This window comes from Idiomarina sp. MD25a, assembly GCF_001870515.1.
Classification (GTDB): domain Bacteria; phylum Pseudomonadota; class Gammaproteobacteria; order Enterobacterales; family Alteromonadaceae; genus Idiomarina.
Window position 1 is genome coordinate 118,978 of the sequence record NZ_MDGT01000005.1, and the last position, 20,318, is coordinate 139,295.

The window sequence follows — 20,318 nt, forward strand, 5'->3', positions numbered from 1 at the left end:
ACGGGTCTTGGGACTGGGAGTATCGACCTACCAAGGCGACTAGTGGAACCGTATACTCTTTAGTTTACGCGGAAACTACCGATACAAAAAAAGTTTTGAAAGGCCAGCTTTGCTGGCCTTTTCATTTTCCAACTATAAAAATGACTCTCCCTCGGCAAGCTGACATCGGATAAGCCAGTGGCTTACTGGTTCGGCTTTTTGTGCTTGATATATCAAGCTTTACACAAATCACGGTATCCTAATTCACTTCTAATCTTCAGATACCCCAACTCGAACCGAGCCAGTTCCCGCCATAACCAGCAACTGTTCGTCCTCATTGAGCTGTTTAGCCACTGCCCGACCCAAATAGATCCACTTTTCGAGCATTTCCTCAGCCGTCTTGGGCAACTTCTCTAACTCAACCTCGGCTGCGTTAATCAAATCGGCATCAATGTTTAGCTCTACTTTCTTTTCTTCTGAATGTGACATTTGTCTTTTCCTCTCAGTGTGAAAATTTCTTCGTGACTCTTCGGTAAAAGCGGCTGCAAATTGGCAACTTGTCTTGTGCTCTATTGAACCAGTTGTGTCCGCCAAGTGCTTGGTCGATTTCATATTGCGATGGTAAGCCTCCGTTATCCTGAAGAGCTAGACGAATGACTCCTTTCAGCTGAGGTAGCAGCTTTTTATCTCTCTGCGACCATAACTTATGCCCATGATATTACTGACAAATATCTCCCCCGTTGGGTATGTAAATTTGATGATTTGAATCATTTCCGTTTAAACCGCCTTTATGGCACGATATCGAAAGAATTTTTAATATATCTCACGAAGCTCGCACTAGCATGAATCAACACGGCAACACTCACATGCGTTGATACTAAGGATTAGTAAAATGATAAACAAGAAGCACCCGGAGGTACTGAGAGTGGTTGAATACGTCTTAGACAAGGCTTCAAAGAATGAAGAATTCAGCGTGCAAACAGCGACTAAAAGCAAAGAGCTAAATGGATTGAATCGACATAAATTGGCTCGAATCATGCGAGATATCTGCCTTGACCCAGAAGACGATGGCAGCCTTGCGAGATATACCACGGTCGACAATAACCATACCGATAATATTTCTTGTCATTGGCAGTTAAATGCCAATGCCTACTTTAGTTATTTATCATATAAATCAGTGCAAACCGCCAAGAGAGCTTTGTGGATCTCATCAGCTGCTTTAGCGTTTACAATCATGGGGTTAATTTTCAGTGGCATGGACGTATTTAGCTGAAAGTATGCTTTGGGCATTAAAACTGAACTCCTTAACACGCACTAGCTAATACATGACCTGACACTTTTCCTGAAAAGTTAAGACTTAAACCAACAGGCAGCGAAGAGCGGACCATCTGCTGCCTATTCTATTCATCTTCTAAATCGTTTATGTCAGGTAATTCCTTAATCAAGACTGTAGACTTACCGTGATTAATCTCTACAAACCCAAAAGATTCGAGACGTACAAGTTGTTCTCTTATTACCGTCCTGTTACAACCGAAAGCTTCCGAAAGCTCTCTCTCAGCGGGTAACTTAGAACCTACGGATAGGCCCAATATTCTTAAGTACACAACGAGGTCATGCAAAGAACGGTATTTTTTTAATGCAGAGAGGATACTCTTATCTAAACGAACTTGAGTTATTTCTTCTACTGTCTCTGGAGATATATCTCTGTCTAAAAACTCAGCAGCGTAATTGAGGAAAGTATCAGCGCGATACATTTGAAATTTTTGGCTAGTTTTCTCAATAAACTCCTTTGTAAGTTCTGGTCTTGGCCCTATAGTTTTGCCATTAGACTTTTTCCACCAATCTTCCTTAGTATCGTCAGTCACCAAAATCACACCTGCTTTCCTGCTTTGAGCCATTTCTATTGTTTGCTGCCAAACAATAAAGTCTCCAAACTTACGCCTTTGACTTTGCAAGTCATCCGACCCTTCTGATTTCTTTGCGTCTTTGAAGCCGGGAGGTATTCCTTGCTTATATCTTTCGCTTCCTTCTTTGCAAAGCTCTCCTAAGCGTTCGTCTGAGTATGGTGAGCCGACTTTTCCATCAAAGAGCTGGGCAAGTTTCTCTTTTATGGGATCTTCGTTAATTCTGTCAGAGTGAATTTTTTTGCTATCTTTTAACTCCCGTTCGATTTCTATAAATAATTCTTTAAGCTGTTTAGCAAGTTCTTGGCTTACGAACGGATGTTGACGATTACTTTCAAATTTTTGATGTAGCGCATCCATCTCATTGATTGTTTTGTCATAAGAGGATTCTTGGTCGTTAATCACGTTCAATCGGTTTTCAAAATACTCGTCGGCTGCTTGGTGAGGAATCCAAATTCTATCCTGAATCTCGCCCAGTAAACCGAAGAAGTCTTTACGAGTGCTCTCAGAATAACGATACATATTTAACAAAATATTCGCATCAAAAACAAAAACCGCTTTACCCCATATTTCCCTTAAATCGTCGTCAGACTCTTTAAAGTAGCCGGGAAACAACGCCTTCATATTGTTGCTCATGGCCTATTCCTCACATCGGCGTTTTGTTCGAGACTACCACATTCACTCGCGGCATGCTCACTCTCCTAATATTGTATGCTTACTATTGTGCTAAGCATTTAAGTCGTTTACTGTCAATAACATAAATAAAAGTCAAAGTTGGACCTCGTGTACCCGTTAGAGTGAAACTGAGCATACTCAAATTGCTTTAATATATTCTGTACGTTTTAGGCTCGGAATTTTGGTTAACTCAGTAACTTCAGAGTCAGTACCTACTAATCGTACGAGTCACAAAATGCGCAGACGCAATATGCAAATGTTAAGTTCTTGCAGCCCCCAAAGTTATCAAGGATTCGAAAATGGGAAAAATTAAAAATCCAGCCACGATTTCAAGTGAATTTGGTATAGATGTTGCGGTTTTGGACAAGCTTGGGGTTGTAAATGTACTACTGAATACAGATACCTTGGTCTTTATAGATCCAATGTTATTGGAAGGAAGTGCTCACAAGGAGATTAGTGATGGGGCTTACCAATCATATAGAGATCGCTTTGAAAAAATCATCAAACTTTTGTCCTTATCTAAAGCTGTAAATGATGTTCCATGGCGTAATGCAAAAAGACTTTTCCGTTTCTCAGAAATTAGCTGGACTTGTTTGGGCTACGGTACAACTGTTAAAGGATCTGGATTTGGAAAGGATTTAATCTCTAGCACACTCGATACTGCTTCTCAGATTGTCTCTCTTGGCGTGGATGATATAGATCTTTTTATGGCTTTAGCTTTATTCGAGGAGGGTATTGGGCCTGATCGGATCAGCGATATGACCACAAACATTATTTTGCCGGATTTGATTTCTTTTTCTGAGCGAGTCAATCAAACACTTAAAGTACCTACTAAACAGTTTAAGATCGGAGCCAATAACTATAATTTGGTAGTTAATCCGTACTCAGATCAACCATTAATCTTTGTGCCAAAAGATATAGTGCGTGATTTACCGATTGCTTCCGATTGGAGTGATATATCGAGAGTTGTCAGGGAAAATGAAGACCTTAGAGAGCGGGTCAATGGTCACGTTGGTGAAATCTGGGCAACAATGACTAAAAAGGATAAGCAGAGACTCAAAAAATCTGCTCTCAGGAGCAAAGAAGCTTTCCAACAGGTTATGAATATGATTCGTGAGGTGGAACCCAAGTCATATGACTTCAAAAGTGACAGAAACGGTGAGTCATTTTGGACTGAGTTACTGAAACAAATTCCCAAGGACTATCCCTACGACCTTTCTAATTATTCTGGTAGAAAACTAAGCGCAGATGAAGTTGTCGAGTTAGTTAATAAAATACTAAGCCAGTTCCAAGATTTGATTGAGAACAAGGGCTTATGGAAAGAGCTTTGGGATGAAAATGGAAAACCCAGAAAGGAGAAAGCGTCACAACGACTTTTATTTGCAGTTGCTTATAGTTATTGCAAGGCTAACAATATTGATTTAACACCTGAAGCAGATTCCGGCAATGGGCCTGTAGACTTCAAGATCTCTCAGGGCTTTGACTCAAAATTGGTGGTCGAAGTTAAATTATCTAATAATAGCAGTCTGGTCCATGGCTATGAAAAGCAATTAGAAACTTATAAGAAAGCTGACGACACAGATTTAGGTGTATTTCTAATTATCGACATTGGCGGTATTGGGAAAAAATACAGTCGAGTACAGAAGATAAGGAATGACTTCATAAAGGAACATGGTAAAGCATCCGATATTTGGTACGTCGATGGAAATCAAAAACCGTCTGCCAGCAAAAGAAACTAAAAATCGCCGCACACGGAAAAAGTTACTCCCTGTGCTTCTAACTTTCAGGTCAGCAAGGTGTTAACTTCAAGAATAAGGTCCTAGGCAATGGAACACGTTGAACCAAATTCTGAAGCCATTCATCGAGAAACAGACAAGAAGATTGAATGGCAGTATTTTGATGAAAACAGTAACCCTGTACATCTAAGCAAAGTTGTCCACAAAGACAAACCTCTGATCTATATCTATCCATTTGGTTATAGTCGTGAGAGAGGTGTAACTAAGAAAAAGGTACATACAGTAGAGCTTAGGGGGTGGGAAGAAATAAAGAATATTCCTACATCTCTCAGATCCGGTTCCACCGTGAAGCTTACAGTAGGGAAACTGAAGCTGCTCATGAATTTCATATACCAGCCCTTTCCGGAAGTTGAGAAGGTAATAGTGGATAAAAACGGCAGTAGTCGTTTCTCAGCAAAGACTATCACCTTCAACTTCCAAGACCTTGAGAGAGTATTGAAAGCTATCTCGAAAGAGACTAGGACCTATGAGACTAGGAAGAAAACCGCTATAGCAAATGAGTTGGCAAAGGTTACACAAAAAGTATCTCCCCGAGCAACGAAGCTATCGAAAGGCGCACTTTCACATCATTTAAGCTTCTACTCCGATGACGTTAGCCTCTCTGAAGCAGATGTGGACGCAGTTTTATCGCTCATATCTCTTACTCCATCTCTAAATGTTTCGGTCACAGAGAATTTCATCCAAACAAAAGATAAAATAAATGTAGCTTATTTGGATGATGTTATTAAAAAATTTAAAGAGCTGATGAAAGTCAAAAATGACAACGAAAAGAACTGGCAGTCATTCTTTGAAAGTCATGGTTGGATATTGGCAAACATATTCCCTTTTCAAGTTGTTTTGAAAGGGCGTGAGGCATACGTCGGTGGGAAGACGATAGAGAATAAAGAAGGCAGAGTCGTTGATTTTCTATATCAAAATGGCTTTAAAGACAATTATGCATTATTGGAAATAAAAACGCATAACAAAACTCTAATTCGGAAAAAGCCATATCGTGCTCCGGATACGTTTTCGGCTCACGAAGACCTATCAGGTGCAATAAGTCAGTGTCTTGACCAAAAGAGCACGTTTTTGACCGATATGGGGCAAAAGTATAAGGCGCTTGATCCGAAAGTCATACTAGTTGTGGGTCAGAAATCCAGCCTAGACGAAAACCAAGCCAGTTGTTTTGAACTTCTCCGATCTAATCAAAAAAACGTAGATATCGTAACGTTCGATGAATTACTCGAGAAGATTAAAGGCCTAAAAGATGTGTTGCAGACCTAACCATGTAGTTAAAAAATTGCGACATTCGGACACACCGCAGTGCGCTGATGCGCTTTGGCGTTAGTAAAGGGGCAGCATGTCAATTTGCGCTTATTGCGATAACGAATGCTCACCTTCGCGGGAGCATATAATTCCCGACTTCTTATACCGCTATCAAAAGAGAGATGGTGGACATCTTGGGTGGAACGAAAGCGCACAGAAGATCGTTGGTGGTGAAGCCAAAATAAAGGACGTTTGCGAACCATGCAACAATGGGCCTTTAAGCGATCTTGACGGCTACGGAAAGAGGTTTCTTACGAACGCTGGTGTTTTTGTTGAGAACTTTTTATTAGAGAGAAAAACTGTTCATTATGAATACTCCTCACTCTTAAGGTGGCTCTTGAAGATTTCCTTCAATTCTGCGCGAGCTTCCAGAAATAAACCCAAATTGTTAGAACGTTATAAAGCATTTATCTTGAATGGTGAGGACGAAGCTCAAGTTTTCAACGAGATTTTCCTATTTGTTGGCTTAGTAAAACCGGCTAGGCTCTCCAATAAAGAGGTGGAAGACTATTCCGATAAGCTACCCATTTCGGAAGATGGGTTATCAAATCCGTTCTTTGTAAGGTTATCTTGGGTTCCCGAATCCTCGGAAAGTTATATTATAAGATCTGTAGTTATCGGTGGGCTAGTTTTCCATTTAATGGTATTCGAAAGTGAACTGAAGATCGGCTTCAGACATGTGCATTCAAGACGTTGGTTGAAAACGAATAAAGGCATGAAGCTTATGAGTTCTTCTAAGAGAGTTATCACTCTGAACCAAACGAATAGGAGTTTTCTGGATTACACCAGTATGCAGCTCATGCGGGAAAACCATCTTGAGGCTGCAAATAAGCTACTAACGAGTGGTTCCAAGTGAAACCTTCGATGCACTTGAACCAAGTGTTATCAAAACATGGATTTGACTTAAGGGAACAGAATGACCAAGAACATTAATTCCGCCTCACGGATTTTAAGCATCATTGATAGCGTTAAGGCGGAGAGTGATGCAACGCCCGCACATGACGTATGGGGGAAAGTATTCGAAATTGAAAATGAAGATAAAAGCCGTAAGACATTTGCAATATCTCGTTGTCTAGCCGATCTTCATGACGAGGTGGAATCTGTTAGGTCAGAAATGAAGAAACTTGGCTATTCCGAAAACCTTTATAACACTACATTGAACAAGTGCAATACGCTTTTTGCAGTTCAGACTCTCATGTCAAAATGGCAATCGATGAAGCAGCAGATAACGCCAGAGGTTCCTGTCGCATTGGGCTTCTGCTCGGAAATATTACCCAACGAAGAGGACCTCATTGACAAAGATAGTCTTGACGACCTAAAAAGGATGGCAGCCGATCTAAGAGGTACATTGTCTAGTTCAAAGCTACCCGACTATACGCGAAACATAATAGACAAACATATTACAAAAATCGAAGAAGCATTAACCAAGTACAGGGCAGTGGGAGCGAAGGCGTTTGAAGAAGTGCTGCAATCAGCTTATGGCGAGGTAATTGCTAATGAAGAAGCATTCAAGAAAGCTAAAGGTAGTCCCGAGTTAGGGAAACTATCTGCGATGTGGCAAAAAACTAAATCTGCCCTCGACGGCGTAGTTGATGCGAACAAAAGGCTTGGAGCTATGGGAGGTATGGCCGAAAAGGGTCAGAAGGTTCTGGAGTTTTTGAGTAACCTAAATGTATAGCAAATCGCTAAACCCAACACCTCCGGCAGCGGCTTAGCTCGGCGTTAAGAAGAGATGATATGACGCTAGAAGATTGGGAAAACAGAGTTTCGACATTTCGTGATAGTTACATGTTTTATTTCACGCCGGATTTCGGCATTCTTTTAGCTTTATCTACACTAGTCCGTAACCTCTGGGGAGAACCCGTCCTGCTTTACTGGCTGTACCCGACTAAATTAAGAGTTCACTTAAGCTTTCGACCGTCCGTCCCTTCAGGCGTTCATACCCTTGCCGCAATAGCTGGAGAATTGAGCGCGGCCAATGCGTCAATTCGCTTTCTGTGAGCGATTTCTCATTAGATATCTTTCTAATCTTGCCGTTTTCTCTTACAGACTTAAGCGGCTTGCATAAGCCTTTGATATCTACACCGCATACGAATGGACTCGCCAGAGTAATTGACTCGTACCAATTTTTGCAGCGGTGCGGCCCTCGCTTACTCTTTGTTCCTCCAAGGACCTTGAACTGATATAGGTGGCAAAATTCGTGTGCCAAGGTGAGCAGAATTTCTTTGTTATCCTTAGCTACTATTCCTCCTTTACTAGATTTACAAAGGTGATTAACCAATTCTATTGTATGGGATTCAGAGTTGTACCAGCCCGAAAAGCGATTGTATGCCGATTGTGCAGTAGTCATGACGATGGGAATCTCTGCATTTACTTTGTTATTAAATGCTTTTTCACAAAGTTCCTGTAGAAACCCATACATCAGGTCTCCCAAACTTTCTCCGTAGAAAAGATTGGCTGCATTTTTAAAATCTTGGATCATCTTTATAAGCCGAGCTGTAGTATCACCAACCAATGATACTACATTATAAAAAAGCCCACGCAAGGTGGGCTTCACTTTTAAACGACTTATTTACCGTAAACGACTTATTTATTCCCATTAAACGACTTATTTCATGGAAATAAAATTTATCCCAACTTACCGATACTCTTCAATACTCGGGCATGAGCACATCAGATTACGGTCGCCATATACGTCATCGATACGGTTAACGGTTGGCCAGAACTTGTCGTAGCTTACCGCTTCAACCGGATAGGTTGCAGTGTGACGGTCGTAAGGGCGGTCCCACTCAGCATCGGTGATGTCGGCGAGCGTGTGTGGTGCGTTAACCAACGGGTTGTTGTCTTGCGGCCACTCGCCTGCGGCGATTTTGTCAGCTTCTTGCTTGATGCAAACCAACGCTTCAATAAAGCGATCGAGTTCAGCTTTAGATTCAGACTCCGTTGGCTCAACCATGATGGTGCCCGCAACTGGGAAGCTCATCGTTGGTGAGTGGAAGCCGTAATCCTGCAAGCGTTTCGCTACGTCAATCTCTGCGATACCGGCGTCTTCTTTCATTTGGCGCAAGTCGATAATGCACTCGTGCGCGACACGGTTGTTACGGCCACGGTATAAGATCTTGAAGTGCTTGCTGAGTTTTTCAGCAACGTAGTTAGCATTCAGAATCGCAGTTTCTGACGCTTCACGTAAGCCACGACCGCCCATCATCGCGATGTACATCCACGAAATAGGCAAAATGCTTGCGCTACCATAAGGTGCTGCTGATACTGCGCCATTGCCCAACTCAGTGGTCTTCAAGTTAATGATGCTGTGGTTTGGCAAGAACGGCTTTAAGTGCTCTTTCACGCCAATCGGGCCCATACCTGGACCACCACCACCGTGTGGGATGCAGAAGGTCTTATGTAGGTTTAAGTGCGATACATCCGAGCCAATGTAGCCTGGAGAAGTAACACCCACCTGCGCGTTCATGTTGGCACCGTCCATGTAAACTTGGCCACCAAACTCGTGTACCAGCTCACAAATTTCACGGATGCCTTCTTCATACACACCGTGTGTCGATGGGTAGGTCACCATGATGCATGACAGGTGATCGCCCGCCTCTTCGGCTTTAGCTTTCAGGTCTGCCATGTCCACGTTACCGTTTTTATCACAATCAACCACGACCACTTTCATGTTCATCATCTGTGCTGAAGCTGGGTTAGTACCGTGCGCTGAGCTTGGGATCAAGCAGATATTACGGTGACCTTCGCCGCGGCTTTCGTGGTATTTCTGGATTGCCAATAAGCCGGCATATTCACCCTGCGCACCTGAGTTCGGTTGCATTGAAAGCGCATCGTAACCAGTGATATCAACCAACCACTCAGACAATGACGAAATCATTTCTGCGTAGCCTTGCGCTTGCTCGACAGGGCAGAATGGGTGCAACTGAGCAAACTCAGGCCAAGTCACTGGGATCATCTCAGCGGTGGCGTTCAGCTTCATGGTGCATGAACCCAATGAGATCATTGAGTGGTTCAATGCTAAATCTTTGTTTTCCAGCTTTTTGATGTAACGCAGCATCTCGGTTTCTGAGTGATACTCGTTAAATACTGGGTGCGTTAGGTAGTCCGATTCGCGTACCAATTGCGCTGGAATTGATTCGACTTCTTTGCTCGCTACGCGGCTATCGAGGACTTCAACATCCAGACCATGGTCATCACCGAACAAGACGTTAAATAATACTTCAACGTCTGCACGTGTTTTGGCTTCATCCATGCTGATACCAAACACGGCTTCACCGTCATTACGCAGGTTAATGCCAGCCGCTTTAGCGCGCGCCAACACGTCGGTCGCGTTCTCTTTCATCTCAAAAGTCAGCGTATCAAACCAATGCGCGTTGCTGATTTGAACGCCTTTATCCTGCATACCCAAGGCTACGATGTCAGTTAATCGATGGATACGATTAGCAATGCGACGCAAACCTTGTGGCCCATGGTATACCGCATAAAACGACGCCATGTTGGCCAGTAATACCTGCGCGGTACAGATGTTCGAGTTAGCCTTCTCGCGACGGATGTGCTGTTCGCGGGTTTGCATTGCCATACGCAACGCTGGGCGACCACGTGAGTCTTTAGACACACCAATGATACGACCGGGCAATGAACGTTTGAACTTATCACGAGTTGCAAAGAATGCGGCGTGTGGACCGCCATAGCCCATTGGTACACCAAAGCGTTGTGCGTTACCAAATACGATATCCGCACCCATTTCGCCCGGAGATTTCAGCATTAACAAGCTCATCAGATCGGAAGCCACCGAAACAATCGCCCTCTTCTCTTGCAGCTCGCCAATCAGCTGTTCAATGTTGTGCAGTTCGCCGGTTTTGTCGGGGTACTGTAATAGCGCACCAAACACATCGTGGTCAGATGCTTCACGCGCCGGGCCGACAATAATGTCAAAGCCGAAGTATTCAGCACGTGTTTTAACCACGTCGATGGTTTGCGTGTACACGTTGTCCGCAATGTAAAACGCGTTTGATTTTTTGTTTTTCGATACCCGCTTCGCCATCGCCATTGCTTCGGCAGCTGCCGTTGCTTCATCAAGCAATGAGGCACTCGCAAGATCTAAACCGGTTAGATCCATGGTCATTTGTTGGAAGTTCAATAAGGCTTCCAAACGACCTTGTGCGATTTCGGGCTGGTAAGGCGTGTATGCAGTATACCAACCTGGGTTTTCTAATACGTTACGTAAAATAACGTTAGGCGTTACCGTATCGTAGTAGCCCATACCAATGTACGAGGTAAAGATCTGGTTCTTTTTCGCAATGGCTTTGAGTTCAGCCAATGCTTCACGCTCAGTTTTAGGCTCGCCGACTTTTAAAAAAGGGTCGCGTAAAATAGAGCCTGGAACCGTATCTTTGGTCAACGCTTCTAAAGTATCTACGCCAAGCTCTTTGAGCATGGCTTGCTGCTCATCATGACTCGGACCGATATGACGGCCAATAAATTCATCGTGATGTTCTAACTGCGTAAGGGTAGTACTGGTCATTTACCTCGGCCTCGTACAAATTGGGAATCGAACAGTGCAAAAAAACACGGAACCCCGGAGCATGCCGGGGTCCATCACTTTCCTTGTGGCGTTACATTAACGCTTAATCTTCGTCGATAGACGCTTCATACGCGTCGGCGTCGAGCAAGTTACCTAGCTCACCGCTGTCTTCCGCTTTAATGCGGAACAACCAACCGTCACCGTACGGGTCGTTGTTGACGTTTTCTGGCGCGTCTTCAAGATCTTCATTAATCGCGATAACTTCACCGCTAATCGGTGCATAGATGTCTGAAGCTGCTTTAACAGACTCCGCAACCGCTACGTCATCGCCGACTGACACTTTGTCACCCACTTCAGGTAACTCAACAAACACCATGTCGCCCAAAAGGTCTTGCGCGTGCTCGGTGATACCGATAGTGAAAGTGCCATCGCCTTCGTCACGCACCCACTCGTGAGTTGACGCATATTTAAGATCCGCTGGAATGTTGCTCATAACTCTATCCTTCTCAATCCAACTGCCGCTGGCAGATTGTCTGACTATTTAACTAAATTCTGACGCTATTATAAAACAGATTGACCGTTTCGCACGAATGCAGGTTTAACAACCTTTACTGTGACCTGCTTTTTGCGCATCTCAACTTGTGCGGTATCACCCACGTTCGCAGGCACGCGTGCCATTGCGATTGAAAAACCAAGTGATGGTGAGAATGTACCAGAAGTGATGACACCCTCGCCACCATCAACGATCACTTTCAGACCGTGGCGCAAGACGCCTTTGTCTTCCATCACCAAGCCAACCAGTTTGTGGTGACCGGCTTGTTTTTGTTGTTCGAGCGCTTGGCGGCCAATAAAGTCGCGGTCAGTCGGTTCAAATGCAACACTCCAGCCCATATTTGACTCAAGTGGGGTGACCGACTCATCCATGTCTTGTCCGTACAGGTTCATACCGGCTTCTAAACGCAATGTATCGCGCGCACCTAAACCACAGGGGGCTACATCAGCAGCGATGAGTTGCTTCCACAAATCATTGACTTGCTCAGCTGGCACAATAATTTCGTAACCTTTTTCGCCCGTATAGCCAGTGGTAGCGATAAATAAATCGCCCACTTGCTTACCTAAGAAAGGCTTCATGCCTTCGATGGTTGCGAAGTCTTCGCTGCTCAACACGGCGTTTAACTTAGCTTCTGACTCGGGGCCCTGCACAGCGATCATCGCCATGTCGTCACGCTCATTAATGGTGACGTCAAAGTCTGCAGCGACTTTTTCGATCCAACCGAGGTCACGTTCGCGGGTGGCTGAGTTAACCACCAAACGGTATGAGGTGTCGCTAAAATGATAAACGATGAGGTCATCAATTACGCCACCCTGCTCGTTGAGCATGCTGGTGTACTGCGCCTTACCTTCGGTTTTTAATTTAGCAACGTCGTTGACTAACAAGTAGCGTAAGAACGCTTGGGCTTGCTGCCCCGCTACATCAACAATGGTCATGTGCGATACGTCGAACATGCCGCAAGAGCGGCGAACGGCGTGGTGCTCTTCAATTTGTGAGCCATAGTTCAACGGCATATCCCAACCGTGAAAATCGACCATTTTTGCGCCGGCTTCGACGTGCGCATCATAGAGCGGAGTTCTGCTGCCCATAAGACATCCTTTTGCTTTAAATTTAGCCAGTAATATGGGCGCAAATTATAGGCGTCTTGCACTTAAGTTTAAAATCAATAATGCTTATAATTGCATTTATTTTTTAAATACCCGAAACGTTAACTATTTAAGCATTTAATTTATGAAACATTTATCCACGGATGCCCTGCGCAGTTTCGTTGCAGTGATTGAGTTTGGCGGCATTACCGCTGCCGGCGAACGTTTAGGTCGCTCACAACCGGCCATCTCGATCCAAATCAAAAAACTGGAGCAACAATTAGGGGCTGAATTATTGCAGCGCCAAGGGCAACGGTTATCGCTCACCCCCGATGGCGAGCGCGTTTACGATTATGCGCAACGTATTATTAGTTTACATGAGCAACTACTCGCGCAGTTTCAGCCGCAGGCGGTATCCGGTGATATCCGACTGGGAATTACCAGCGAATTCGCTTCGAGCTTGTTACCCAACGTGCTGGGTCAGTTCGCGCAGGTTTATCCACAAATCGCATTGCAGGTCACCTCGGCATTGAGCAAGGATCTCTTCGCGGGCTTAGGTGAACGGTTTGATATGATTTTGGCGCTCAGAGAACAACGTAACCCCAATGACATGCTGCTACAAAATGATGCCTTAGTCTGGGTGGGCACACCCGCTGCATTTGAGCAACGCCCGCTACCATTGGTTGTTGCACCGGAGGGCTGTATCTATCGTAAACGGGCTGAACAAGCGTTGCAGCGTGCACGTATTGATTATCGCATTAGCTATACCAACTCAGACTACTCCGGCTTAACCGCCGCCCTAAACAGTAACTTAGGTGTTACGGTGCTCGCCAAAAGTACCATTCCAGATAGCCAAAGCTTAATCAGTAGTCCACAGTTGAAAGAGCGATTACCTTCGCCAGGCGATATTAATATCGTATTACGCTTAGATAGTCGTGCGTCATCCGCAGCAAAACAGCTTGCCGAGTACCTAAGCGCACGTATTTAACCGCGCGCTTAGCGACCGAGTGCAACTTCTGCCAATTTTTGTTTAACTGGCGTAATACGCTCTGCGGCAAGGAATCCCAGCGAACGAACCGCCTTTATCCACGGATTAGACGTGCCGAAGCCTCGTTTGAACAGCTCCATCGCTGCAATCATCGTTTGCGTATCGGCTTTACGCTCGCGTTGATAACGCCCTAGGCTACGAGTCAGGCTACTCAGATCCGCTAACTCACGCTGCTGTAGATTCTCCAATAGGCAAACGCAATCCGCAAATCCTAAATTAGCGCCTTGTCCCGCCAGGGGATGAATGGTGTGCGCGGCATCGCCTACCAACACAACGCGTTGCGCGTGCCACTGTTGTGCATATTGCATACGTAGAGGAAAGCCTTTTACATCAGAAATCAGCTCAGCTTCACCTAAGCAACGTCCACTTTCGGCCGTTACAAACTGCGCCAGCTGGGACTTATTGGCTAAGCGGGCCTGCGCCAGTGAGCTATCCATACTCCAAACGATAGATACGACATCAGTGTCCGGGGTTGGCAATAAGGCCAAAGGCCCGGTGGGTAAGAACACTTGGCGCGCAACGCCGTTGTGCGGTTTCTCCATCCGCAGGTTCGCGACTACGCCCACTTGCTCGTAATCCCAAAACCGCACCGTTAAACCGGCTTGTTGGCGCAGTCGCGAGCGCCCGCCGTCGGCGCCAATAATCAATTGGGCTTGCGCGCGTTGTTGCTCTCCGTACTCAATTTCTGCAGCCTGCTGTGCACTGCCGCAATCACGCAAGCGCCATTGTGCGGTTTTCGTAATCACAACGCCGGCGGCTTCTGCGCGTTGCCACAAAAAATGTTCGAGTACACGGTTTTCGGTAATCGCGCCTAAGTCATCTGCATTGGCTTCGGTCGCCGAAAAATGAATGTCGGCCGGGCTGTCTTTATCCCATACATGCATATCGGTGTAAGGGCCGATACGAAAGTCACTGACCAACGGCCAGACACCTAACTCATCGAGTAAGGCTCGGCTGCGATGATTAAGTGCGCTAACACGCAATTCTAACTCATTGGGTAATGCTGGCTGCTCATGCTGCTCAATCACCATCACCGAGCGACCTTGTTGCTTTAAGCCGAGTGCCATAGTGAGGCCGATCATGCCGCCGCCAATCACAATAACATCGTAATTCATGACTTCATTCCCATGGTCAGTCGTGCAAAGCGACTACGTAGCGGTGCGCAGTGCTGTAACGTCATTAAGGCTAAATTGCGTGGCACCACCATTAAACGGTTAGTATTTGAAAACCCCCGCACTAGGCCGTCCGTCAAGTTAATGATAGCGTCATAATCCCTTGTGCGTGACTGCTGATAAGCATCAAGCACGGCAAATGTTCCCGGGTCCAGCGCTGCTGAAAGTTCCTGTACAAGGCACTCCACGTCGCGTAAGCCAAGATTAAAGCCCTGACCGGCTATCGGGTGCAGCGCGTGCGATGCATTGCCGATAATCACCGTTCGGTGATAGGTCGAGCGCACGGCCTTTTTAAGCTGAAGCGGATAGAACACCGGCTCTGAACGGGCTGTCAGGCGCCCTGCCCGGTAGCCAAACGCACGCTGACAGCGTGTCAAAAATTCCGCGCTACTCCATTGTTTCGCGGTTTCCGCCTGTTCCGGATTGAAGGTCCACACAAGTGATGCCTGTTGGTTTGCCATGGGCAGGAGAGCCATGGGACCAAACTCGGTAAAGCGTTCGTAAGCCCAACCTTGCAAATCACGATCGAGTTTAACGGTGCTGATACAGCCAATTTGTTGGTAATCCTCAACTTGCCAGGGCAATCGACAGAGCGAGCGGATCTTTGAGTTTTGCCCGTCCGCGCCAATCACGAGCTGAGTATCGATGACTGCGCCACTCACGGTTTCAACCTGCACTTTGTCGGTCTCGTGATGCAGCTGTTCAACTGACTCCCCCGCTAACCAGGTGACATTGTCCAGTTGCTGACAGGCTAAGTAGAAGCGATTAACCAGCTCTGCCGCGGATACTACATAGCCTAATGCGTCCACCTGCTCTTGCTCTGCATGGATTTCTGTCGCGCCTAAGTAGCCTTTATCGCTGATATGAATATGTCGAATAGGCGTCGCATCGGCCAGCTCGCCCAACACGCCAAGCCGCTGTAATCGCGCAGCCGAAGCAGCCGCCAAAGCAATAATACGCTTATCGTTCGGTGGCCCTTCTAAACGAGGTTCGCATACGAAGATCTGCCAATCTGGACGTTGTCGCGCGAGCATCACGCCAGTTAGAGCGCCGACCAAACTACCGCCGGCGATGACAACATCAGCTGTTAATTGTTTTGCATCCAAGACTCTATCTCTTCAATAGTTTTCGGCACAGCTTGAGTCATGTTTTCAAAGCCGTCCTCAGTCACAATCAAATCGTCTTCAATTCGCACGCCAATGCCGCGCCAACGTTCATCGACACCCGACTCGCGTGAAATGTATATGCCAGGTTCAACGGTCAACACCATACCCGGCTGAAATGTGAGCGGCTCGCCATCGGTCGACTTATAGCGCCCCACATCGTGAACGTCTAACCCGAGCCAGTGGCCTAGCCCATGAATAAAGAATTTCTTCCAACGATTGTTGGCAAAGTTCTCGTCGGCATCACCTGACAATATTTCCAATAAAGTCAGCTCATCGTTAATTACTTTTGCCGCCGCTTCAGTGGCCGCCTTGAGTGTGTCACCAGGCTTAATATGTGCAAATGCCGCTTGTTGTGCTTTTAACACGATGTTGTAAATCATCGCTTGCTCTTCAGAGAACCGACCGTTAATCGGAAACGTACGCGTAATATCCGCTGCGTAGCCTTGGTATTCTGCCCCCGCATCAACCAGCACTAGGTCACCATCGTGCAACACGTCACGGTTGTCGGTGTAGTGCAGAATGCATGCGTTGGCACCACCGCCACAGATAATGCCATAGGCAGGTGCTGGCGCGCCTTGCATCGCAAACTCATGCTGCAATTCCGCTTCAAGTTGGTATTCCATGGCGCCGGGTTTGCAGAACTTCATGATGCGCTTAAACGCATCACTACTAATACGCGCTGCTTCGCGCATTACCGCAAGCTCTTGCGTTGACTTAAATTGCCGCATGGCATCCAATGTCGGACGTAAATCCTCAATACGGTGTGGCGCAACATACCCTTTGCGCTCATTGGCACGAAGAAAATCAATCGCATCGCGCACTTGCGCTTCAAGCACGCTGTCTTCACCCATTAAGACAAGCACACTGCTCGCGCCATTGAGCAGTTCGCTGACATCATCCTCAAAGCTATCAATATCTCGCCCTTCGTCGACCGCCAGCGCATGCACCGCATTGTGGAAACCTAACCGAAGGCCATGCCAAACCTCGGCCTCTGGATCTTTATTTTGACAAAATAGAAGACTTCTTGGCTGTCCCTCAATTTTACTCAGTACCAAAACGGCATCCGGCTCATTAAACCCGGTCAGATAATGAAAGTAACTGTTCTGCCGAAACGGGTACTCTGTATCGTTACTGCGAGTCAGCTCACTGTGTCCCGATACAATTGCGACGGTGTTTTGAGGCATACGAGATAGTACTCGTTCACGACGCTGTAAAAACTCATCTTGAGGAATAACCGGTTGCATAGCCGCTCCTATGAAGTCTGTACTTAATGTAACGTTTTTGAATCGGGTTTAGATTGAGCTAGCTCACGTGCACCGAGTTCTGTAAAACACATCATCGCCGATACACGTAAATATTCGACGATTTCAAAGTAAGCGCGCTCGGACTCTTCTGAGTCATCAACCTCAAACTCCAACTTGGCGATCTCGATCATGTCGTCGAGCGCTTCACGCAAATCACCGCTGGTGGCCGCGATATTCGCTTGGTTAACCCCAAAGCCCACTAAAAATGATTGCACCCAGCCCGCTAACGCATTTAAGCGCTCTTGCAATGGGGCGTTATCTTCAGGCAATAAAAGTTGAAAGCCGAGGTCGCGGTCAGCCAAAGCATGCTGAATTTCCGTTGCCTGCTGCTTCAATAACTTGGCAAGCTCCGCAGGTAATTGTTGACCATCGTAAATCAGGTCACTGAGCAACCCGTCAAGATCGGGTGAATCGGGCTGTGTACCTGTTGCCACGAGACCAGCCAGTATCCCTTGTACTTCGGCGGGCTGTGGCGTCACATCATGTTGCGCATAGAGTGATGAGATGCGATCATAGTTAAATCGAGCTGTCATAGATATCGTTCTATTTAAAATCTGGTGCTGTCATCCTAACACTCGGCTTTGCAATTCGCTAGCTGACAAACATCGCTAAGACATGCCATAATAAGCATCAGAACGCATGCAGAGCATGCACTTAACACAATGTGTAGCAGGGAGTCGGCATCATGGCGAGTCGCACAATGGACATCACTTTATTGGACCGAAGCTATCGGGTAAACTGCCCGGTAGGTCAAGAAAGTGCTTTGCAAGAAGCGGCTGATGCGTTAAACGAACGGCTCAATGACACAAAAGAACGCACGAATTTGCACAATGTTGAGCAAATTGCCGTCATGACAGCGCTGAACTTGTGTCATGAGTGGATGAACGATCAGAAAGAGCAAGCCGCGAAAACGGCGAAGCTCGAAGAAAAGATTCAATTGCTGCAGGCAACGATTGAACAAGCCATGAGCGAACAACGCGCTCAGCGCGGCCCGCAGCGTTAACAGTTTAGGGTTTCCTGGGTCGTACGCTAATAGACGTATGTCCCTGAGCCGATGCTTTTACTTAAGGGGATCACTGGCCCGTCATGAGCAAGCCCGGCACGCACCGGGAAGCCTACGATGGATCCCACTTGCTCCCCGCCTTGAACCAATGGGTTCAAGGGCTACCGTCAGATGGCGGCGTCACCGGGAAACCACCCTTTGTTTGCTTAAAGCCTCACGATTCTCGTGAGGCTTTTTCTTTGGCTACTATCTCACGCACATCCTTGAGCAGTTGTTGCGCATCAAAAACAATGCCGTCCTTAATGGTGTAACGAATGCCCTGCGTACGGATCGGCTGATTATCCTCATTAAGCTTAAAGTGGCCTGTACCATACAGCACTTTAAAGTTCGCTAACGGATTCTCTTTTACAATAACCATGTCCGCTTTTTTACCAATCGCGACACTGCCGATATCATCATCCATGTTGAGCGCTTCAGCACCGCCCATAGAGGCCGCATAAATAACTTCAAGCGGATTAAGCCCGGCCTCTTGCAGCAGTTCCATTTCTCGGATGTAGCCAAAGCCGTAAATTTTGTAAATGTAACCCGCATCAGAACCCAGCGTGAGTCGACCACCATGGTTGTGAAAATCATTTAAGAAGGTCATCCATTTTTGGTAATTATGCTTCCAGGCAATTTCATCTTCCGTCGTCCAATCAAACCAATAGGAACCGTGTGCATAGCGGCTTGGCTCAAAGAAATCCCATAAGCGCGGTAAGGTGTAATCTTCGTGCCATACTGCTTGACGCTCACGCATTAAGTCTCGTGATGCCTCGTAAATGGTTAACGTCGGATCGATAGTGAAGTCGAGTTCAATTAACTCGTCACGCACCGCATTCCACTTTTCAGACCCCGGTTCTGCTGCTTGTTTCCAGAGGCGCCCGGCCTCTTCAAAACGATTCTGTTCGTCGTTGTAGTTATAATCAGCCGGATAGTTCTGAATCGTTTGGTCTTCAAATAATGCTTCGGGTAAGCCATACCAGTGCTCCATCGACGTCAGGCCCAGTCGCGCTGAATCCAATGCATTCATCGATTTCACGTTCAGTTGTGCGTGATGCATCATGGTACCTAAGCCTTGCTTATTCGCCTCGTCGAGTGCTGCTTCCATGACACGCCGTGAAGCGCCAAAGAACTTAATCCCTGCTGCGCCCTGCGATTTGATATAACGCACCCAATCGCGAGCTTGCTCAGCCGTATAGATGGGCTCTTCACGTCCCATACCAAATCCTACGTACGGTACGATCCGCGGTGCAGTAATGCGGTTATCTGCTGCACGTTGTTGATGCCATTTCACCCAGTCTAAGCCATTAAAGCTGCCGGGCTCACGAATGGTGGTAATACCATGCGCCAGCCACAATTTGAGTACATATTCAGCGGGAATCCCCTCCGCTGAGCCACCAATATGCGCGTGCATATCAACAAACCCGGGTAAGATATAGTGACCACTAACGTCCATCTCTTTATCACCCGATCTAGCCTCGGGACGCCCATCGGATTTGATGGGCACACCGGGATGTCCGACACTGACGATATTTACGATTCGATCATTCTCGATCACGATATCGACAGGTCCCTGTGGTGGTGCACCCTCGCCGGTGACTAAAGTCGCTCCGCGTAAGATCAAGCGCTCATAAGGACCTTCGCCGCGATCACGCTCAGGTGCTTTCGGTGGTCCCAGTTGCGCCAGTGCACTGGACGCGATGATAAAGCCACACAAAAGGCATATCGTTTTTATCATTTTCATAAGGTATGCTCTGTTTCA

18 protein-coding genes and 1 other RNA gene are annotated in these 20,318 nt (G+C 46.4%); 8 read left to right on the top strand and 11 right to left on the bottom strand.

Annotation, left to right across the window (positions count from 1 at the left end):
- Positions 1-249: 249 nt before the first annotated feature.
- A complete protein-coding gene (locus BFR57_RS12825; protein ID WP_143441097.1) occupies positions 250-468 on the bottom strand; it encodes a hypothetical protein in 219 nt (72 codons plus the stop codon).
- A 403-nt stretch (positions 469-871) separates the two neighbouring features.
- On the opposite strand from BFR57_RS12825, the gene BFR57_RS11420 reads away from it, so the two are divergent.
- Positions 872-1,252, top strand: coding sequence for a hypothetical protein (locus tag BFR57_RS11420; protein ID WP_071464115.1), 381 nt, complete (start codon positions 872-874; stop codon positions 1,250-1,252).
- Between the two features lie 127 nt (positions 1,253-1,379).
- Here the strand turns inward: BFR57_RS11420 and BFR57_RS11425 are convergent, their stop codons facing one another.
- Entirely contained in the window at positions 1,380-2,519 is a 1,140-nt protein-coding gene (locus BFR57_RS11425) for a PIN domain-containing protein (RefSeq protein WP_071464116.1), read from the bottom strand.
- Between the two features lie 338 nt (positions 2,520-2,857).
- Between BFR57_RS11425 and BFR57_RS11430 the strand changes: the two genes are divergently transcribed.
- From BFR57_RS11430 to BFR57_RS11445, 4 genes are all read left to right on the top strand, one after another.
- Positions 2,858-4,297, top strand: a complete 1,440-nt coding sequence (locus BFR57_RS11430) for a hypothetical protein (RefSeq protein ID WP_071464117.1) — start codon at positions 2,858-2,860, stop codon at positions 4,295-4,297.
- A gap of 87 nt (positions 4,298-4,384) precedes the next feature.
- Positions 4,385-5,617 (top strand): Shedu immune nuclease family protein, encoded by a 1,233-nt coding sequence (locus BFR57_RS11435; protein WP_071464118.1) that lies wholly within the window; start codon positions 4,385-4,387, stop codon positions 5,615-5,617.
- Positions 5,618-5,693: 76 nt separating this feature from the next.
- Positions 5,694-6,515, top strand: a complete 822-nt coding sequence (locus tag BFR57_RS11440; protein ID WP_071464119.1) for a hypothetical protein — start codon at positions 5,694-5,696, stop codon at positions 6,513-6,515.
- Between the two features lie 60 nt (positions 6,516-6,575).
- Positions 6,576-7,337 carry a hypothetical protein gene (locus BFR57_RS11445; RefSeq protein WP_071464120.1) on the top strand — a complete coding sequence of 254 codons (762 nt, stop codon included), beginning with the start codon at positions 6,576-6,578 and terminating at the stop codon, positions 7,335-7,337.
- A 210-nt stretch (positions 7,338-7,547) separates the two neighbouring features.
- Here BFR57_RS11445 and BFR57_RS11450 read toward each other — a convergent pair whose 3' ends face one another.
- The 4 genes from BFR57_RS11450 to gcvT form a co-directional block, all read right to left on the bottom strand.
- On the bottom strand, positions 7,548-8,141 hold the full coding sequence (locus tag BFR57_RS11450) for a SprT-like domain-containing protein (protein WP_071464121.1): 594 nt from the start codon (positions 8,139-8,141) through the stop codon (positions 7,548-7,550).
- Between the two features lie 156 nt (positions 8,142-8,297).
- Entirely contained in the window at positions 8,298-11,186 is a 2,889-nt protein-coding gene (gcvP, locus tag BFR57_RS11455; RefSeq protein WP_071464122.1) for an aminomethyl-transferring glycine dehydrogenase, read from the bottom strand.
- A gap of 103 nt (positions 11,187-11,289) precedes the next feature.
- Positions 11,290-11,679 carry a glycine cleavage system protein GcvH gene (gcvH, locus tag BFR57_RS11460; protein ID WP_006956317.1) on the bottom strand — a complete coding sequence of 130 codons (390 nt, stop codon included), beginning with the start codon at positions 11,677-11,679 and terminating at the stop codon, positions 11,290-11,292.
- Between the two features lie 68 nt (positions 11,680-11,747).
- Positions 11,748-12,827, bottom strand: coding sequence for a glycine cleavage system aminomethyltransferase GcvT (gcvT, locus tag BFR57_RS11465; protein WP_006956320.1), 1,080 nt, complete (start codon positions 12,825-12,827; stop codon positions 11,748-11,750).
- A gap of 142 nt (positions 12,828-12,969) precedes the next feature.
- On the opposite strand from gcvT, the gene BFR57_RS11470 reads away from it, so the two are divergent.
- Positions 12,970-13,812, top strand: a complete 843-nt coding sequence (locus tag BFR57_RS11470; RefSeq protein WP_006956322.1) for a LysR family transcriptional regulator — start codon at positions 12,970-12,972, stop codon at positions 13,810-13,812.
- 8 nt (positions 13,813-13,820) lie between these two features.
- Here the strand turns inward: BFR57_RS11470 and BFR57_RS11475 are convergent, their stop codons facing one another.
- Genes BFR57_RS11475 through BFR57_RS11490 form a run of 4 tightly spaced genes read right to left on the bottom strand, consistent with a single transcriptional unit; the run spans position 13,821 to position 18,047 of the window.
- A complete protein-coding gene (locus BFR57_RS11475; RefSeq protein ID WP_071464123.1) occupies positions 13,821-14,987 on the bottom strand; it encodes an FAD-dependent oxidoreductase in 1,167 nt (388 codons plus the stop codon).
- Positions 14,984-16,150, bottom strand: coding sequence for a 2-octaprenyl-6-methoxyphenyl hydroxylase (ubiH, locus tag BFR57_RS11480; RefSeq protein ID WP_071464124.1), 1,167 nt, complete (start codon positions 16,148-16,150; stop codon positions 14,984-14,986). The genes BFR57_RS11475 and ubiH overlap by 4 nt, the downstream gene beginning before the upstream one ends.
- Positions 16,132-17,454 carry a Xaa-Pro aminopeptidase gene (pepP, locus tag BFR57_RS11485; protein WP_071464125.1) on the bottom strand — a complete coding sequence of 441 codons (1,323 nt, stop codon included), beginning with the start codon at positions 17,452-17,454 and terminating at the stop codon, positions 16,132-16,134. The genes ubiH and pepP overlap by 19 nt, the downstream gene beginning before the upstream one ends.
- Before the next feature lie 23 nt (positions 17,455-17,477).
- The gene (locus BFR57_RS11490) at positions 17,478-18,047 is read right to left on the bottom strand and encodes a UPF0149 family protein (RefSeq protein WP_071464126.1); all 570 of its coding nucleotides are present in this window, start codon (positions 18,045-18,047) and stop codon (positions 17,478-17,480) included.
- A 152-nt stretch (positions 18,048-18,199) separates the two neighbouring features.
- Here BFR57_RS11490 and zapA point away from each other — a divergent pair, with 152 nt between their 5' ends.
- Positions 18,200-18,517: a cell division protein ZapA gene (gene zapA, locus BFR57_RS11495; protein ID WP_071464127.1), complete on the top strand. Its 318-nt coding sequence runs from the start codon at positions 18,200-18,202 to the stop codon at positions 18,515-18,517.
- A gap of 8 nt (positions 18,518-18,525) precedes the next feature.
- A non-coding RNA gene (gene ssrS / locus BFR57_RS11500) (6S RNA) lies at positions 18,526-18,711 on the top strand.
- 20 nt (positions 18,712-18,731) lie between these two features.
- Here ssrS and BFR57_RS11505 read toward each other — a convergent pair.
- Complete coding sequence (locus BFR57_RS11505) at positions 18,732-20,300, bottom strand: amidohydrolase family protein (RefSeq protein WP_071464128.1); 1,569 nt, start codon at positions 20,298-20,300, stop codon at positions 18,732-18,734.
- Positions 20,301-20,318: the final 18 nt, after the last annotated feature.

Excerpts from the sequence above, each read along its gene's own strand:
- BFR57_RS11505 (WP_071464128.1), bottom strand. The coding sequence starts at position 20,300 with ATGAAAATGATAAAAACGATATGCCTTTTGTGTGGCTTTATCATCGCG.
- gcvP (WP_071464122.1), bottom strand. The coding sequence starts at position 11,186 with ATGACCAGTACTACCCTTACGCAGTTAGAACATCACGATGAATTTATT.
- BFR57_RS11425 (WP_071464116.1), bottom strand. The coding sequence starts at position 2,519 with ATGAGCAACAATATGAAGGCGTTGTTTCCCGGCTACTTTAAAGAGTCT.
- BFR57_RS11450 (WP_071464121.1), bottom strand. The coding sequence starts at position 8,141 with ATGATCCAAGATTTTAAAAATGCAGCCAATCTTTTCTACGGAGAAAGT.
- BFR57_RS11440 (WP_071464119.1), top strand. The coding sequence starts at position 5,694 with ATGTCAATTTGCGCTTATTGCGATAACGAATGCTCACCTTCGCGGGAG.
- BFR57_RS11475 (WP_071464123.1), bottom strand. The coding sequence starts at position 14,987 with ATGAATTACGATGTTATTGTGATTGGCGGCGGCATGATCGGCCTCACT.
- BFR57_RS11490 (WP_071464126.1), bottom strand. The coding sequence starts at position 18,047 with ATGACAGCTCGATTTAACTATGATCGCATCTCATCACTCTATGCGCAA.
- BFR57_RS12825 (WP_143441097.1), bottom strand. The coding sequence starts at position 468 with ATGTCACATTCAGAAGAAAAGAAAGTAGAGCTAAACATTGATGCCGAT.
- zapA (WP_071464127.1), top strand. The coding sequence starts at position 18,200 with ATGGCGAGTCGCACAATGGACATCACTTTATTGGACCGAAGCTATCGG.
- BFR57_RS11420 (WP_071464115.1), top strand. The coding sequence starts at position 872 with ATGATAAACAAGAAGCACCCGGAGGTACTGAGAGTGGTTGAATACGTC.
- BFR57_RS11445 (WP_071464120.1), top strand. The coding sequence starts at position 6,576 with ATGACCAAGAACATTAATTCCGCCTCACGGATTTTAAGCATCATTGAT.
- BFR57_RS11470 (WP_006956322.1), top strand. The coding sequence starts at position 12,970 with ATGAAACATTTATCCACGGATGCCCTGCGCAGTTTCGTTGCAGTGATT.
- gcvH (WP_006956317.1), bottom strand. The coding sequence starts at position 11,679 with ATGAGCAACATTCCAGCGGATCTTAAATATGCGTCAACTCACGAGTGG.
- BFR57_RS11435 (WP_071464118.1), top strand. The coding sequence starts at position 4,385 with ATGGAACACGTTGAACCAAATTCTGAAGCCATTCATCGAGAAACAGAC.
- gcvT (WP_006956320.1), bottom strand. The coding sequence starts at position 12,827 with ATGGGCAGCAGAACTCCGCTCTATGATGCGCACGTCGAAGCCGGCGCA.
- pepP (WP_071464125.1), bottom strand. The coding sequence starts at position 17,454 with ATGCAACCGGTTATTCCTCAAGATGAGTTTTTACAGCGTCGTGAACGA.
- BFR57_RS11430 (WP_071464117.1), top strand. The coding sequence starts at position 2,858 with ATGGGAAAAATTAAAAATCCAGCCACGATTTCAAGTGAATTTGGTATA.